The organism is uncultured Helicobacter sp., assembly GCF_949282165.1.
GTDB lineage: Bacteria > Campylobacterota > Campylobacteria > Campylobacterales > Helicobacteraceae > Helicobacter_F.
Genome location: NZ_CASDOV010000004.1, coordinates 35,413 through 52,105, shown reverse-complemented (window position 1 = coordinate 52,105; position 16,693 = coordinate 35,413). Strand labels below are relative to the sequence as shown.

The window sequence follows — 16,693 nt, the reverse complement described above, 5'->3', positions numbered from 1 at the left end:
ACGAGGATAAGGTGATGGAGAGCAATATTTTGGATATTCAAGAGATTGGAACTGCTATCGAGATGCCAGAGAAGCAGCCCGGTAGTATCGCAGTAATCGGCGTAGGCGGTGGTGGGTGCAACACGATAAACTATCTCATCTCCCATGGCATACACCCCGAAGTGATGCTTGTAGCGGCAAATACCGATGCCCAGCATCTTAGACACAATAAAGCACTCATTAAACTCCAATTAGGCAAAAAGACTACTAAGGGCTTGGGTGCGGGCGCAGATCCAGAGCAGGGCAAAAAGGCTGCGGTGGAGAGTGAAGAGGAGATTAGAGAATTGCTCGCGGGGTATGATATCGTCTTTATCGCCACGGGCTTGGGCGGCGGGACAGGTACAGGAGCTGCACCCGTGATCGCTAGAGTGATGCGGGAGATGGGATCTTTAGTCATATCCATTGCCACCACGCCCTTTAAGTATGAGGGCAAAAAGCGCGCCAAAGTCGCGGAGATGGGCAAAAAGGAGCTCAAAGATCAGAGTGATTGTATCATCATCATACCAAATGACAGAATCTCTGCCAAAGGTGGCATAGGCAACAGAGAGGCTATGGCGAAAGTCGATAGCGTGCTCTCTAACGCAGTCAAGGGGTTGGCAAACACCATTTTGGGCGGCGGATCTGTCGGAAGTTTGAATATTGATTACTCCGATGTTAAAAACATTATGGGTGGCAAGGGACTTGCGGTTATGGGTATGGGCGAGGCGCAGGGTGGTAATGCTGCAAATGAGGCGCTCAATAACGCACTTGCTTCCGAGATGATGGGCAATATCAATGTAACCAATGCTAAGGGAATCATCGTGTGCTTAGAGATCCACCCGGATTATTCTCGAGAGGAAATCGATGAAGTGCTTGAGAGGATTAGCGAATACGCGACAGAGGATACGGACTATAAATGCGGAGTTTATGGCGATGAGAGTTTTCCGGAGGATTATGTCCGCATTACCTTTATCGCCACGGGCTTTGCCGATGAGGTGATAGAATCTTCTATAGCCCAAGAGAGCGTGGAAAATCTCAAGATGACTTCTAGCGCGCCTACCCCCTCATCACTCTCGCAGAGTAGGGATATCCGTCGTGCTTCAGGAGGCGATGGGATCACAGAGATTCACTACGATATGCCCACTTTCATACGCCAAGGACAAGACTAGATGGCATTCCGCGGTATAGATTCAGCGTATTTGCTCCTGCTTGGGGTGTGTGTCGGGGCGATGGTAGCGTGTGGTGCGATGAGTGCGCCCATCATTTTTCAAGCCGATGCGATTTTGGATATGCCCATCACAAAGGAGCAGAGCGGTGTTTTGATGGGACTTATTTTTCAGAAGCTCTCTTATTTGCTTTATATCGTGGGAATGGTGATTTTTGTCTTTGAGCTCTTTGCGGCGCGACTTTTTCGCACTTCCGGGATTATTATTATGCTTAGTGCGGGTGTGAGTGTTATTATGATTTTGTTGTTTAATCTCTACTATATGCCCTATATCTTAGCTGCTCCAGATGCCAGCACTCCGGAGTTTGAATCTATGCATTTCCAAAGTGTGGTGGTGTTTAAGATTCTAACCATTAGCCTCGCTGCGCTCTTTGTCGCAAAATGCCTTAAGCTCTTTAGGGCTTAGGTTTGTAAATCAGGATTTTGCCTTTAGAGAATCTCACAAGATTCACAAAAGCAAGTTACAGATTTTAGCCAATTACACAATCCACAAAGAAGGCCATTCAAGTTTTACAAAAACAAAGTATAGATTCTAAAGCCTTTGCAGAATCTAACTCCACAGAGCTTAGGTTTTAGATTCAGAGATTAAAACACAAAACCTAAGACACTTACACAATCCACTTCAACAGATTCAGAAACTAAATTAAAAACAACCATAGAATCTTCCACTTCAAAAAACCTCATCAAGGCTTTGCCCAATTTAAATAATGTGGCGCGATAGCGCAAGACCTAAGCAGAATCTATACCAATAGATTCTGCCATTAATGCAGCGTAAAAATCCAATTAGATAGATTCAGTGTGCGGAACGCACCGATAAAAAGCTCAATCGGGGTGGGGGAAGCTAGAGAGTGCTTACCCGCCCGCCTAAGTTGTAAAAAATGAGGAGGAGCGACTTCGCGCACTTAGGCTGCCACTTAGCCCTACCTGCACATTTTAAGCCTCGCTCCCCCTCTTGCAAAAACAAGCGATACACATCCTCGCAGATTCTCACACACAGAATCTAGAGAGCACAGAATCCAAAGAGATTCTAGAGAATGAGCAAAGATAGAATCTATCAGATTAGATTCAGAATCTAGATTTGGCGATTTAGATTCTGAATCTAAAACAAATTTAGAATCTAGCCTCTTAGAGTCACATTCTCACGGATACTTCTTTGTTTCTTTGAATCTTGTGTATCGCAAAATAAAAGGGGTGTTATCCCCTCCCTGTTTCCTTTAGCCCACAAAAAGATAAAGTGCTGCTTTTTGCTGTGGCTTAGCTTGCAAGCCTTTGGCTCTTTTTGCGCAGCCACAAAGTATATCTTTTGGCAGGAGAGCCTCGCTACTTCCTTGTCTAGACAAAGCGTAAGCTTCTTTAGAAAACGAAGTTTCTTTAGAAAAATACTAAAAACGCACTCCTGCATTTTTAGCATTTTTCTAAAGGAGCTTATGCTTTAACACACACGACAAGGGCGAGATATGCGCTGCGCGCTACACATTTTATTTGATTTTTGCGCTGCATTAATGGCGCAATTTTACAATTGCGCTTAGGCATTGCGCTCACGCGTCCCATTATTTAAATTGGGCAAAGCCTTGCACAAATTTTTTGAAGTGGGGGAGATTGTGTGAGTGTTTTAGATTCTATGGAGGTGGATTCTGGTTTTGAAGCTAAAGCATTGAAACTAGATTCTATATTTTCCCTAGATTGTGAATCTATCGATTTAGATTCTAAACTTACTTTCTATTGAATCTACTTTGGATTGTGTGCGTGGTTTAGAATCTGCCTTAGTTTAAATCTTGATTGCTTTTTAAATCCGTGAGGATGAATTCTAAAATTCTCAATCTAGATTCTGTAATGGCTTAGAATCTGTGAGAGTAGATTCTAAATCTAAGGCTTTAAATCTTAGATTCTAAAAATGCCTTGGTATCGCGTCCCAAAGCTAGAATCTAGGGCGAGGCTCTAAGCAGCCTCATCTCAAAGCAAGTATCAAGGCAAATATCATCGCAGGGCTTTGAGTATGCCCTGCACAAGGGAGTGTGTGTCTAGTCCTAGGGACTGCTCGACTAGATCGCTCCTGCCGTGTGGCACAAACGCATCGCGCACTTCAAAGCTCACGATTTTGGCGATATGCTCTCGCGCGTTGGTTTGTAGGAGGGATTCTATAATCGCGCTCGCCACGCCACCCAAATAATAACTATCGCTAAAGACAAACGCATAATCGTGCGCACACACAAGCTCTGTGAGAATCTGCGTATCTAGGGGCTTAAGAAAGCGCAAATCAAGCAAAGTGGGCGCAAAGCCCCTCTCCTGCAGCGCGAGCGAGCATGCCCACGCTCTTCCCACGCCATTACCATAGCCGATGAGCAAAATATCCTTGCCACTTTGCAAAATCTCTGCCTTGCCCAAGCTAAAGGCACACTCACTAAACTCGCCATTGGGTAAGACAAATGCATTGCGCGGATAGCGAAACGCGCTCGGAGCGTGATCGCAGGCTATGGCAAACTCTATGGCTTTGGCAAGTGTGGCATTATCGCGCGGCGCAAAGAGGATCATATGCGGGATAGCGCGCAAATACGCGATATCTAGCAGCCCTTGGTGCGTCTCGCCATCTTCGCCCACAATCCCCGCCCGATCGATAGCAAAGCGCACCGGCATACTCATAATGCTCACATCATGGACAATCTCATCAAAGGCGCGCTGCAAAAATGTCGAATAAATCGCCACAAAGGGGATAAAGCCCTCCTTTGCCATAGCCGCCATAGAGGTGACAGCGTGCTGCTCGGCTATGGCTACATCCCAAAAGCGATGGGGATCGTGCGTGATGAGCGCATCTAGCCCCGTGCCAGAGGGCATAGCGGCGGTGACGCCCACGATTTTTGGATTAGCCTTGGCAGCTTGCAAAAGCGTGCTGCTAAAAGTCTGTGTGGGTGTGGGCGTGTCGCTTGGGGCTTTGGTGCTTTTGCCCGTATCAAGGTTAAAGGGGCTAACGCCATGCCACTTTTCAAAGCGTCCTTCAGCGATCTCATAGCCCTTGCCCTTGGTGGTTTGTGCGTGGATAATCACGGGTGCGCTTAGCTCTCTTGCCTTTTGTAAAGTCGAGATGATAAGCTCGAGATTGTGCCCATCAATAGGTCCTATGTAGCCTAGCCCCAACTCCTCAAAGAGCAAGCCCGGCGTGATGAGTTTAAAGGATTCTTCAAGTCTTTTGGCGAGATATGAGGCAGATTCTGGCATTACCGAGAGTGCTTTTTTGATTTTTGCACGCATAGAGCGATACGCAGGGGAGGCAAAGGCTTGCGAGAGGTAGTTGCTAATCGCGCCTATGGGCTTTGCGATACTCATCTCGTTGTCGTTAAGGATAATAATCACGGGGTATTTGCGCGCCCCAAGCTCGTTGAGCGCCTCATACACAAGCCCCGCGCTAAGCGCACCATCGCCGATGAGCGCGATTGGGATACGCGCACTTTTTTGGAGCGCAAAGCTTTTGGCAGCACCCACAGCTAGCGATATAGAAGTCGAGCTATGCCCAGCTATGAAGTAATCATCGCTAGATTCTGAAGGGTTGCAAAATCCGCTAATCCCCCCAAAGGTGCGCAGGCTAGAGAAGCTATCCCAACGTCCCGTGATGAGCTTGTGCGCGTAGGCTTGGTGGCTGACATCAAAGATGAAGGGATCGCTTTTGCAATCAAAAATATGGTGCATAGCCACGATGAGTTCCACCGCACCGAGCGTGGAGCTTAGATGCCCGCCGTTTTTGCTCACTGTGTGCAGGATTTTGGCGCGGATTCCTTGGGCTAGGCATTCTAGCTCTGCGAGATTCATCGCGCGCACGGATTTAGAATCTAAAAGTGCCTTGGCTGCCTGCTCTGCGTTTTGTAGCTGCATAGATAGGGTGTTCATATCTCTCTCATATTGTCTAAAATGGATTGTTTCATATTTTTATAACGCGTCATAATGCTCCCATCGATATTGCCTTGATTGCTGATGATAACTACCCCGCCGGGTTTGAGCGCATCATCAGCGAGGATAGTGATTTTTTGCATTCCATCTTTTTGCGCGCTCTCTAGCTGCTCTTTAAGGTAGAGATAGTCTTGTGGATTGACTTTGAGTGTGATATCGGTGGCGTCTATGATAGAGCCCAAAAGCTCCTTGGCAAGCGCGAGTGCGATCTTTTGGCTATTTTCTTCTATCTCTTTGACAATCACTTCTTTTGCGATATCCACCGCGATGGCACTTAGCTCTTTTTCGAGATTTTGGAGATGGGTTTGGGAATCTTTGAGCGCGTTTTCTAGCGTGATGATGGAATCTACTAAGATTTTCTTTTGGGCGTTAAACTCATCTTGTATTTCTGATTTAATCTCCTCTTTTGCTTGGTTATAACCTTCTTTGTAAGCCTCATCTTTGGCGGTGCTAAGCTGCGCGTGTGCCTGCTCTTGGGCTTTTTCAAACTGCAATTGGAGCTTGGCTAGTGAATCTGAAAGCTCATCGCTTTTTTGCAAAAGGCGATCGATGAGTTCTTTTTCTAAACTCGGGGCTTTTGGTGCCTCTGTATGCGGTGGCTGCGGCGCGCTCTCTTGGGGCAGGGGCACTGCTGCCTGCTCTAGCACTGCTTGGACATCACTAGGCTGCGTGATGGATTTAAACTCATACTTGCTGATTTTGTGATTATGCGCACTCTGTGTGCCGATGATATTTTCTTGATTAAACAATGACATCGTCCTGTTCGCCTAATTGGATTAAGCCCTGCTCTGATAGGGTTTGCACGACTTCGACGATTTTTCTTTGGGCATTTTCTACATCACGCACTTTCACAGCCCCGAGGAATTGCATCTCCTCGATAAACTGCTCGCTTGCCCTCTGGCTCATATTTGCCATAAATTTTTGCTTGAGATCATCATTAGCCGATTTGAGTGCGAGCGTGAGATCTTTTTTGTCTGCGATTTTGAGAATCTCCCTAATGGCGTTGTTATCGAGCTTGTTGATATCCTCAAAAGTAAACATCATCTCTTTGATCTCAGTGGCGAGCTGCTCATCGATTTGCTCGATATGCGCGATAGTCGCCTTGGCTGCCTTTTGCCCTAGGCGGTTAAACATCTCTGCCACAGAGCGCGTGCCGCCCACCTCGACTTTGTAGCTCGTGAGAGATTCTAGCTTGTTTTCTAGCACTGCTGAAACTCTTTTAACGACATTTGGCGAGATATCCCCGAGGTTTGCCATTCTAATCGCCACTTCCGCACGCAAATCGTCAGAAAAATACCCCAAAGTCTCCGCCGCAGAGCTTGGATCCATATGCGCGAGGATTAGGGCGATGGTTTGGGGGTGCTCGTTGATGATAAAGTCCGCAAGCTGCTGCGGGCGCACCTTGGCGAGATAGGCGAAGTTTTTGGCAGATTGCATAGTTTTGGCGAGCTTGTCCAAAATCGCCTTGGCAGCCTCTGGTCCCAATGCCTTAATTAGCAAGTCTCGCGCGTAGTCCAAGCCACCGCTATTAATGTATTGGTTGGATTGGAAGATTACATAAAATTCCTCTAGTATCGCCGCCCCAATGCTCTTATCGGTGTTGCCAAGCTGGGCGATTTGCTTAGAAATCTCGGTGATAGAATCTATATCAAGATGGCGGAATATCTCGCTTGTGATCTCATCGCCTAGCTGTATGAGCAAAATCGCGATTTTCTCCGACATAGAGAGTTCATCGTATTGGGCTCTTTGACGCGGGGTAAGGTTAATCGCCATATCACTTCTCCTTGGGCTATGAAGCTGCGTTGATCTCTAGCTCATCTTTGATGAGTGTTTGGAAGAGCGAGGCGACTTCCTCGGGCTTTTCAGAAATCACATTGCGCATTCTCTCCAAAATCACCTCATACTTCACTTCATCTTCATTGAATCCACCGCCTATGCCTAGCTGATCCTCCACACGCTTGCGCAGCTCACTGAATCTATTGAGATCCTCATCGTCATCCTCATCAAGCCGCAGGAGGGATTCCACCTCGTCGTCTTCCTCCTCCTGCACTTCTAGCATACGCTCGGCAAAGGGCGCGACGATTTTTTTGTAAAAGATAAAGAGCACGATTGCCACGATGAAGTATTTGATAAGTGGCAGGAATGGTCCTAGGTATTTTTCAACCTGCTCTGAAAAGCTCTCCCAAGAATCTTTTGGGCGATAATTAGCCGTGGCAGCGTTTAGCTCGAAGTTTGAGACTTTGACAAAATCTCCTCGCTCCTCGCTAAAAGAAATCACGCCCTTGACAATATCCTCAATCTCTTTGAGATCGCGCTCGCTGCGAGGGACATACTCTAGGCGTTTGTTGCCCTCCTCATCGATTATCTCGCGATAAGTCCCATCAATCACCACACCCGTGCTTATGCGCTTTAATGTGCCAATAGGTCCCTTTATCTCACTCACTGTCCTATCCACGACAAAATTCGTGGCTTCATCGGTTTTGCGCTTCTCATTAAGGATATTGTTGTCATCAAGCCCCTGCACAGGTCCGATATTGCTCACCACACCGGGCACGCCACCTATGGGAGTTTCGCGCAAGCCCTTCTCATACTCCTCGATGTTGCGCTGTGCCGCCACGACATTGTTGCCAAAGAGCTCTTGGGTTTGCTTGACTTGGCTAAAGTCAAACTCCATACTTACTTGCGCGCGCACCCTGCTTTCATCGCCCACGATGGCTTTGAGTGCTTCGATGATTTTGTGCTCATAATTTTTTTCGATATTCATCTGGTATTTGCGCTGCAATTCCGCGAGTTTTATCATACCTGATGGCTCGCTAAACTCATTAATCTCGCCGAGCAAATCGCCATCTTGGTTGATGATTTTTACCCTATCTGGCGTGAGGTTGGTAACTGCGGCAGCTACGAGGTTTTTGATACCTATGATTTGGGCTTGGGTGAGATCCATACCCTGCCTTAGCTGAATCTTCACCGAGGCTGTTGGCGGGATATTTTGCTTGCTAAAGACGGATTTTTCTGCCGGGGCGATGAGCACACTCGCGCTCTCGATAGCCGTGATACTCTCAATTGTCTTTGTGAGCTCTCCCTCCACGGCTAGTTGGTATTTGGTTTGTTCTCTAAAATCCGTATCGCCGAGGTTTTGGTTCTCGATAAAATCGCTAAAGCCTATCTTTTTGCCCTGCTTTGGGATTCCAAGCGAGGCGAGATTTATGCGCTGCTCATAGACCTTATCACTTGGGATTAGGATTGTGTTATCCGTGGGGATTTTATAGGGGATTTTGTTTTGCTGGAGATTCTGTAAAATCAGCGCGCTATCGGCGGGATCTATGCCATTAAAAAGCACAGAATAGCCCTCGTATTCGTTTTTGGTATCCACTCTAAAAAGCACGAGATAGGTAACAAAAGATATGAGCACCACGATGGTAGCAAGGATAATAATGCGCTGTTTTTTGTTGATGCGTCCAAGGATTTTAGAAACTTGCTCTAAGATGAGTTGCAAATTCACACCGCACTCCTAGCTATCGCCCAAGGTATTCTTGCAAAAGCGCAAGGACACGCGTGTTTTGCTCTTGCGTGCCGATGGTTATCCTAAAGGCATTTAGAGAATAGCTCGCCAAATCACGCACGATAACCCCGCGCTCTAAAAGCCATTGACAGAGTTTAGTGCTCTCAATTTGCTCGCTGTGGTAGGTAATGAAATTGGTGTATGAGGGGATAAACTCGATTCCCTGCGTCCTAGCAAATTCCTCATAACGTGCCATTTGCTCGAAGTTTTTTTGGACACAGGAGCGGATGAAATCTTGATCTTTAAGCGCGCTGATGGCTGCCTGCAGGCTTAGCGTTGTGATATTAAAGGGTGCGCGCACCTTGTGCAAGGCGGTAATAATCTCGCCTTGGGCTATGCCATAGCCCACGCGCATACCGCCTAGTCCATAAGCTTTTGAAAAGGTGCCTAGATAGAGGACATTGGGATATGTGCTGATAAAATGTGCGGGATTGATACTCCTTGCGCTGTCTTTGTAGGCGGCGTATTCTTGATACGCGCCATCTATCACTACGAGCGTATCGGGGCTAATGTGTGCGAGGAAGTCCTCTATCTGCTTAGATTCTAGGCATTCCCCTAGCGGGTTATTAGGCACGCACAAAAAGATAATATCGGGCTTGTGGGCTTGGTAAGATTCTAAAAACTGCGCGAGATTGTGCGCGTTATCGGGGGTTTTTAGCACTTGTGCGCCATAGAGTTTGGCATAGATTCCATACATTGCGAAAGTAACGCCCGCGTGCAGAATCTTAAGCCCCTCTTTGTGCAATGCGTGGATACAAAACTCTATGATTTGATCACTCCCAGAACCGATGATGATGTTTTGAGAATCCACGCCATAGTGCGCTGCTAAGCCGTCTTTTAGCTCATAATAGGAGTCATCAGGATAGAGGCTCATATCCTCAAGGCGTATGGATTGTAAGACTTGTGGAGAAGTGCCATAAGGGTTTTCATTGCTTGCGAGCTTGATGATATCTTCGCGCTTTATACCATACTCACGCATTACTAATTCTATGGGTTTCCCAGCCTCGTAGGAAGCGAGATCTCGCAACACGGGGTTAAATCGCATCTTAATCCTTACACAAAAATCTCAAAAATCGCAGTGGTTTTTCCAAAATAAACGCCAAAACTTGGCAAATTGTATCGCATTTCTGCTAAAGTTTTTGTAAAATTTTTTTCAAAATTCTTAGTGAGACAGAGGAGCAAATTATGAGCACAAAGGAAGTGGAAAAAATCTTTAGAGAATACGACATACGCGGGATTTTTGGGCAGGATCTCACGCAAGATGTGGTGTTTAATATCGGCAGGCTTTTGGGCGAGAGACTTAAAAAGCTTGGGGAAAGAAGTGTGAGTATCGGTATGGACGCACGCACGCATTCCCCGATACTTTTTGGGTGGCTAAAAAGTGGCTTTGAAAACGCTGATATAGAGGTATATGATCTTGGGCTTATCCCCACGCCCGTGGCGTATTTTGCCACTTATAATACCATCAATGGCGTGCAGTGCAAAAATTCTGTAATGATTACAGGCTCGCACAATCCCCCTGAGTATAACGGCTTTAAGATTACTCTACAAAATGCCCCATTCTATGGCGAGGCGATAAGGGAGCTTGGGCAGGAGCTCATCACGCAGCTAGATTCACACCCATTTATCCCCTCTAGCAAGGATTCTCACAAGCTCCCCGCGCTAGATTTTTACATTGCATTTTTAAGCGAGCAGTTTAGCCATCTCGCGCATTTTCCCTATCCTATTGCGGTTGATTGTGGCAATGGCGTGGCAGGCGTGGCGATAAAGCAAGTGCTAGAGAATCTACATATCAAGTATGAGGGCTTGTATTTCGAGCCAGATGGGACTTTCCCTAACCACCACCCAGATCCAAGCGAGGAGGAAAATCTCCACGATCTCAAAACCACTATGGCGCAGCAGCAAATCCCCATAGGCATTGCCTTTGATGGCGATGCGGACAGGCTAGCACTGCTGAGCACAAATTATAGCTACAAGGGCGATGAGCTCGCCATACTCTTTGCGCGTGAGATGGCAAGCCGCGGGATTAAGCCTGTTGTTATCGGCGAGGTGAAGTGCTCAAGTATAATGTATGATGAGATTGACAAAATCGGCAAGGCGGTGATGTATAAAACTGGGCATTCTAATCTCAAGGTTAAGCTTAAAGAGCTAGGGGCTCATCTCGCCGCGGAGATGAGCGGGCATATCTTTTTTAAAGAGCGGTATTTTGGCTATGACGATGCGATTTACTCAGCATTTAGGGCATTAGAGCTCTTTATCAAAGCCACACCCCAAGAGATAGAATCCCAAATCGCTGCCCTGCCTAAGATGTTTTCCACTCCAGAGGAGAAAATCGCCACCACAGAGGAGCGCAAATTCGCCCTTATCGCCGAGCTTAAGGAGCGTTTGGCAAATCCACCAAGCGACTTTCCAAAGATTGTTAAAGTGATTGATATCGATGGTTTGCGCGTGGTGTTTGAGAATGGGTGGGGGCTTTTGCGTGCGAGCAATACCACGCCCGTGCTTGTGAGTCGCTTTGAGGCGCGCTCCCAAGAGAGCGCAATGCTCTATAAACAAAAAATGCTCGATCTCCTTGCACAATGTCAATGAGCGCATAGGCGGAGCAGTAACGATGAGCGTGTTTTTTGAGCGATTTTTTGAGGATTTTACGCAATCTAGGGAGTTTGGGGATATAGAGCTACTCAATCCGCTTGATATGCACTTACATTTGCGACAGGGCGCGATGTTAGAATCTGTGCTGCCCTCTAGCGCACGCAGTTTTGCGCTTGGTGTGGTGATGCCAAACCTCAATCCCCCTATCACTACTACTGCCTTGGCTGTGGCGTATCGTGATGAGATAATGCGTCTTAGTGAGGATTTCACGCCCTTTATGACTTTGTATCTGCACGAAAACCTAAGCCTAGAGGAGCTTAAGGAAGCCAGCGCGCAGGGGATTAGAATCCTCAAGCTCTACCCAAAGGGCGCAACCACAGGCAGCCAAAATGGCGTGCGCGAAGTGGTGAGCGAGAAAATCCTTGAGATTCTCTCTTTAGCGCAGGATTTGGGCTTTATGCTTTCAATCCACGGCGAGAGCAATGGCTATTGTATGGAGCGCGAGTTTGAGTTTTTGGCAGTGTATGAGTTTTTGGCGCGTAGCTTCCCACGGCTAAAAATCATCATCGAGCATATGAGTGATAGGCGCTCACTAGAGAGCCTAGAGAAGTATGAAAACCTCTACGCCACGCTGACTTTGCACCATATATTGCTAAGCCTTGATGATGTGCTAGGTGGCTTGATGCAGCCCGATTTATTTTGCAAGCCTATGCTAAAGACACCAAGCGATCGAGACGCACTGCTGCTGTGTGCGTTGAGCGCGCACCCAAAGGTGAGTTTTGGCTCAGATTCTGCGCCGCATTTACGGAGCAAAAAATACTCCGCGCACGCCCCGGGAGGGATATTTTCTGCGCCCGTTGCGCTAAGTGTGCTAGCGAGTGTGTTTGCGCATTATGACAAGCTAGAGAATCTCCAGAGCTTTGTGAGTGATAATGCGCGCAAAAATTACGCGCTAGATTCTGTATTGCGCGATAAGCGCAAGGTTGTGAAACTCACACCACAGGCGTGGGAGATACCCCAAAGTATTGCGTGTGAAAATGACGCCATTAGCGTGCTTTTTGGTGGCAAAAGGTGCGCTTTTAGGCAGATAGGCTAGAGGCGCATTGATTGCGCTATGAACTGCATTAAAGGAAGGCTGTGAAGAGGTATTATCTGCATTTTCCCTATGTGTATATGCTGCTTTGTATTATCGTGTATATCGTGGCTCTGCCCTTTTTAGTGGCGAGCGTGCTGCGGGCAAAGCATAAAGATTCTATCCCGCAGCGGTTTTTTGGCGCGCATTTTAAGCTGCCCTTTAAGCCGCAGTATTGGTTTCACGCGTGCTCCTTTGGGGAGGTGAAATCGCTAGAGCCCATCATCATAGCATTGCTTAATCGCCCAAAGCCACCGCTTGTGCTTATCACCACGATTACCCACACAGGCTATGCAGAGGCGCACAAGCTCTTTAGGGCTGCATTCCCAGCGCAGGTGTGCGTGAAGTTTTTGCCCTTTGAGATTTTTTTGCCTCTGTGGCGCAGGAAGCTCACTCATCTAAAAAGCCTCGTGGTGATGGAGGCAGAGCTGTGGAAAATGCTATTTTTTATCGCCAAATCCACGCGTGCAAAGACTTTTTTGCTCAATGCCAGAATCTCGGATAAATCCCAAAAAAGCTATGAGCGATTTGGGAGATTCTATAAAGGCATTTTTGCAAATATCGATATGGTGCTTGCCCAAAGTCGCAAGGACAAAAAGCGTTTGCAAGCACTCGGTGCGCGTGATGTCAGCGTGTTTGGCAATCTCAAAATGCTCAATCCCCCAAAGGTAAGCAGAGCATATCACAAGAGCGCGCCGCTCATCGTGCTTGGGGCTAGCACGCACAAGGGCGAGGAGGAGGTAGTGGTGCGGAGTTTTGTGGAGTTTAAGCGAGTCTATCCGCACGCCCAGCTCATCTTAGCCCCGCGCCATCCAGAGCGATTTGGGAGTGTGTGTGAGATGCTTAGCAAAATGGGGCTTAAGGTTACTCGGCTAAGCGAGTTTGGCAGCGAGCTTAGGGGCGAGATTATCGTGGCAGATAGGCTAGGGGAGCTTGTCAATCTCTATGCCATAAGTGATGTCGTGGTGCTTGGTGGCTCGCTCGTGCCCAAAGTGGGCGGGCATAACCCGCTAGAGCCAGCGTTTTTTGGCACAAGGCTCATCAGTGGTAAGCATATTTTTAACCAACAAGCCCTCTTTGCGTGCGTGCAAAATGCCAAACTTATAGAATCTAGCGAGCTCACACACACGCTTTTGGAGTATGAGGGCTTGCCGCCTGCGAGCGTGGAGTTTCGTGCGAATGCACTCGAGGAGATTCTCACGCTGATTGTATGATGTTAGTGCAGGTTTTGCGCGGCAAGCTTGTGTATGGCAATGCGAGCAAAGCCCCATACCTCCGCTTACGCGCTCGCTACATTTTAGAATCCAAATCGCATTTGACGCCACCGCCTCATTAATGCGATGTGGCGTTTGCATAGATTTTATTGCTCAAACAAGGCAAGCACTTGTGTAGTTGGCTTTCAGCAAAGCCTTAGAGATTGTGAGCTACACTTCGCCCACAAACCCCAAAAGCGAGAAATTATGTTGCGAGATTTACTGCGCGTTGCGCGTCCTTACCAATGGAGTAAAAACCTCTTTATTTTCGTGCCATTGTTTTTTGCCTTTAATATTTATGGTATGTGGGAGATTGACTATCGCGTGGCGGTGGGCGTGTTTTTGGGCTTTAGTCTGGTGTGTAGTAGCGTGTATTGTCTCAATGATATCATCGATAGGCGTTATGACAGGCTCCACCCCACCAAACGCCACCGCCCCATCGCAAGCGGTAGAGTGAGCGTGAGAGCGGGCGCTTGGCTTATGCTCATTTTAGCACTCGGGGGGGGGGCATTACTTATGAGTTCCTCTCCTGCCACGATTTTTTCTCCCGTTATTCTTTATGTAATCCTTAATATCCTCTATTCCCTTTGGCTTAAAAATATCGCGATTGTCGATGTGTTTATCATTGCGCTTGGCTTTATCCTGCGCCTTTGGATTGGGGCGATTTGCTTCTCTATCCCGCTTTCACATTGGATTGTGATTGTTACCTTTCTTCTAGCACTCTTTTTGGCTTTGGCTAAGCGGCGCGATGACTGCGTCCTGCTTGAGAAGAGCGGGCAGAAAATGCGCCAAAATATAGAATCCTACAATCGTGCGTTTCTTGATGTGGCGATGAGCGTGTCGGCTTCGCTCGTGATGGTGGCGTATATCTTTTATAGTATCGATGAGGCGGTGGAGCAGAGGTTTGGCACGGATAAGCTGTATTTTACCTCGTTGTTCGTGCTGCTTGGAATCTTTCGCTACTTACAGATTACCTTTGTGCAGGAGCGCAGCTCCAATCCTTCTAAAATCCTACTTACCGATAGATTTTTGCAAATCGTGATCTTGCTGTGGCTTGTGTGCTTTGTGGGACTTGTGTATTTTAAAGTATAAGGAGTGTGTATGAGGCGAGTTAATGTGGCATTTTGGCTTTTGGGACTTTGTGTTTTTGGAGTCTTTGCGTATATCAATTGGCGGTATGTCGATGTGCAGTTTTTGGAATACACGATGGGCGATGAGTTTCCCCAATTTTTGCAACTCCAAAAGATGTATGAGGCACTGCTAGAGCACGATATTAAAAAATTTTTTGCCTTTGAGTTTTATAACTACGGATTTTTGTGGTATGTGGCAAACCTCATCGTGGTGCTACCTTTTAAGATTTTTCCTAATTATGAGCTAGCGATTTATGCTCCTAGAATGCTAAACGCGTTCTTTGCTATCGCGCTGCTTGCGATGATATACAAAATCGCTCGGCTGTATCTAAGCCCAAAGCTCTCGCTTTTGTTCTGTGTCTTTGCGGTGGCTATGCCGGGCTTTTGGAAAGTGGGCTATACCTTTAAGCCCGATACTTTTCAAGCCCTCTTGCTGCTTTGCTGTGTGTATTATCTGTGCAGGGACAACTTTGCCTTTGGTAGATTCTATCGTTATGGCATTGTGCTTTTTGGATTAGCACTAGGCGCGGCGAAATTCCAAGCCGTGATGTTTTTGCCCCTTGTGTATGGCTATATCTTTTATCTCTTTGCCACGAGTCCTGGCGTGCGCACATTGCTGCAGGTTGTCAAAAAGAGTGCGCTAGCCACACTGGCTATCTTTGTGCTGTGGATTGTTACCAATCCCTACCTTTTGCACCCTAGGGGCTTTTTGGCGTGGCTTAGTATGTTTAGGGGTAATATGAATAGCAATGCCACCAATCACGGCTCATATATCGATGTGGGTATTGCCCAAAAGATCTTTGAAGTCGTGGATTTTTATTATTTTGCACTTGTGGTGTTTTGCGTGCTCGTGCTTGTGTGCGCTATGCTCTCCTTTAGGGCGTTGCAGATACTCTTAGGGCGCGCTAGGCAGGATTGGCAGCGCTATGATGTGTTTATCCCCATTGCTCTTAGCTTTGCTATCTCAATGCTCTATCTTTTTGTGCAAGTCAATAAGGCTTGGGAGGTTTATTACTTTAGCTCGATTTGCTTTGGGATTTTGCTCTTTATACCCTTTGTGCTTGCCCTAAATGCCGCATTTACAGAATCTAGGGCGCGCTCCAAGGGAGCACTTGCCAAAATAGCTCTCGGGGGGGGGGCATTTAGTATGCTTATAGCTTTAGAGATTTTTGGTGGGATTTATAACCACGCATATGCGCGGGTGCTTGAGAAATACCCACGCGACTTGCAAGCCATTTATGAGCAATCCGACAAACTCGCCACACTTCTAGCCCCGTATTTTGAGGCTATGGAGCCGCCATTTACATTGCTTATTGATACGCCACTTGCGTATTTGCGCTTTGGGCTAGAGCCAAAGCACATTTATAGACCCTATGGACGACTAAATCCCGAGGGCTTTGTCTATGAGGAGTGGAGCAAAAAGCCCCATACATTCCCTTTTGTCCCAAAGGACTTTATCATCTTACGCAAAGATTCTGCGTTTTTTAGTGAATCTAAACGCCCACATATCATAAGCCAAGATCTTGAGCAATCCCTGCACACACTCAAAGAGCTGCAAGCTGGCACGCTGCCGTATGAAAAGATCCTTGATACGGAGGATTTTGTCGTGTTTAAAAATCTTAATACATCACACAAAGGAGCAGAGTATGGACAAAAGTAAGACAATAGGGGGCTTGATAAGCCTTTATAATCGCTATTATGTTGTTTTTTGGATAGTTTTTGCATTGCTCGCGCTTAGGGCTTCGTATTATAGCTTTTTGGGCGCGCTTGAGAGTAGTTTGGATATGCAGTGGTATCCCGCGGTGCAGCTTTGGACTTCGGGGGGGGGGGAATTCTATTAAC

At 47.1% G+C, this 16,693-nt stretch carries 15 protein-coding genes; 10 read left to right on the top strand and 5 right to left on the bottom strand.

The window, feature by feature from the left end; all coding sequences use genetic code 11:
* Positions 1-14: 14 nt before the first annotated feature.
* The 3 genes from ftsZ to ACH2BK_RS03500 all read left to right on the top strand — a co-directional run bounded on the left by ftsZ (position 15) and on the right by ACH2BK_RS03500 (position 2,969).
* Complete coding sequence (ftsZ, locus tag ACH2BK_RS03510; protein WP_394994929.1) at positions 15-1,187, top strand: cell division protein FtsZ; 1,173 nt, start codon at positions 15-17, stop codon at positions 1,185-1,187.
* Entirely contained in the window at positions 1,188-1,649 is a 462-nt protein-coding gene (locus ACH2BK_RS03505) for a DUF4149 domain-containing protein (protein ID WP_395002113.1), read from the top strand.
* 1,197 nt (positions 1,650-2,846) lie between these two features.
* Entirely contained in the window at positions 2,847-2,969 is a 123-nt protein-coding gene (locus tag ACH2BK_RS03500; RefSeq protein WP_394994921.1) for a hypothetical protein, read from the top strand.
* A 251-nt stretch (positions 2,970-3,220) separates the two neighbouring features.
* Here ACH2BK_RS03500 and dxs read toward each other — a convergent pair whose 3' ends face one another.
* From dxs to hisC, 5 genes are read right to left on the bottom strand one after another with little or no spacing between them, the layout of a single operon-like run.
* The gene (gene dxs / locus ACH2BK_RS03495) at positions 3,221-5,107 is read right to left on the bottom strand and encodes a 1-deoxy-D-xylulose-5-phosphate synthase (RefSeq protein WP_395002187.1); all 1,887 of its coding nucleotides are present in this window, start codon (positions 5,105-5,107) and stop codon (positions 3,221-3,223) included.
* An 11-nt stretch (positions 5,108-5,118) separates the two neighbouring features.
* Positions 5,119-5,937: a flagellar assembly protein FliH gene (gene fliH / locus ACH2BK_RS03490; protein ID WP_395002112.1), complete on the bottom strand. Its 819-nt coding sequence runs from the start codon at positions 5,935-5,937 to the stop codon at positions 5,119-5,121.
* Positions 5,924-6,955, bottom strand: coding sequence for a flagellar motor switch protein FliG (gene fliG / locus ACH2BK_RS03485; RefSeq protein WP_395002111.1), 1,032 nt, complete (start codon positions 6,953-6,955; stop codon positions 5,924-5,926). The genes fliH and fliG overlap by 14 nt, the downstream gene beginning before the upstream one ends.
* Positions 6,956-6,971: 16 nt before the next feature.
* Positions 6,972-8,684, bottom strand: coding sequence for a flagellar basal-body MS-ring/collar protein FliF (gene fliF, locus ACH2BK_RS03480; protein ID WP_394994913.1), 1,713 nt, complete (start codon positions 8,682-8,684; stop codon positions 6,972-6,974).
* Positions 8,685-8,697: 13 nt separating this feature from the next.
* Positions 8,698-9,789: a histidinol-phosphate transaminase gene (gene hisC / locus ACH2BK_RS03475; protein WP_395002110.1), complete on the bottom strand. Its 1,092-nt coding sequence runs from the start codon at positions 9,787-9,789 to the stop codon at positions 8,698-8,700.
* A gap of 140 nt (positions 9,790-9,929) precedes the next feature.
* On the opposite strand from hisC, the gene ACH2BK_RS03470 reads away from it, so the two are divergent.
* From ACH2BK_RS03470 to ACH2BK_RS03440, 7 genes are all read left to right on the top strand, one after another.
* Entirely contained in the window at positions 9,930-11,333 is a 1,404-nt protein-coding gene (locus ACH2BK_RS03470; RefSeq protein ID WP_395002109.1) for a phosphomannomutase/phosphoglucomutase, read from the top strand.
* A 22-nt stretch (positions 11,334-11,355) separates the two neighbouring features.
* Positions 11,356-12,432, top strand: a complete 1,077-nt coding sequence (pyrC, locus tag ACH2BK_RS03465) for a dihydroorotase (RefSeq protein WP_395002186.1) — start codon at positions 11,356-11,358, stop codon at positions 12,430-12,432.
* A 41-nt stretch (positions 12,433-12,473) separates the two neighbouring features.
* On the top strand, positions 12,474-13,682 hold the full coding sequence (gene waaA / locus ACH2BK_RS03460; RefSeq protein WP_395002108.1) for a lipid IV(A) 3-deoxy-D-manno-octulosonic acid transferase: 1,209 nt from the start codon (positions 12,474-12,476) through the stop codon (positions 13,680-13,682).
* Positions 13,679-13,804 carry a hypothetical protein gene (locus tag ACH2BK_RS03455; protein ID WP_394994903.1) on the top strand — a complete coding sequence of 42 codons (126 nt, stop codon included), beginning with the start codon at positions 13,679-13,681 and terminating at the stop codon, positions 13,802-13,804. Before waaA ends, ACH2BK_RS03455 begins: the two co-directional genes overlap by 4 nt.
* 124 nt (positions 13,805-13,928) lie before the next feature.
* Positions 13,929-14,813, top strand: coding sequence for a UbiA prenyltransferase family protein (locus ACH2BK_RS03450; RefSeq protein WP_394994900.1), 885 nt, complete (start codon positions 13,929-13,931; stop codon positions 14,811-14,813).
* A 9-nt stretch (positions 14,814-14,822) separates the two neighbouring features.
* Positions 14,823-16,511 (top strand): ArnT family glycosyltransferase, encoded by a 1,689-nt coding sequence (locus ACH2BK_RS03445; protein WP_395002107.1) that lies wholly within the window; start codon positions 14,823-14,825, stop codon positions 16,509-16,511.
* Positions 16,498-16,692, top strand: coding sequence for a hypothetical protein (locus ACH2BK_RS03440; protein ID WP_395002106.1), 195 nt, complete (start codon positions 16,498-16,500; stop codon positions 16,690-16,692). Before ACH2BK_RS03445 ends, ACH2BK_RS03440 begins: the two co-directional genes overlap by 14 nt.
* Position 16,693: the final 1 nt, after the last annotated feature.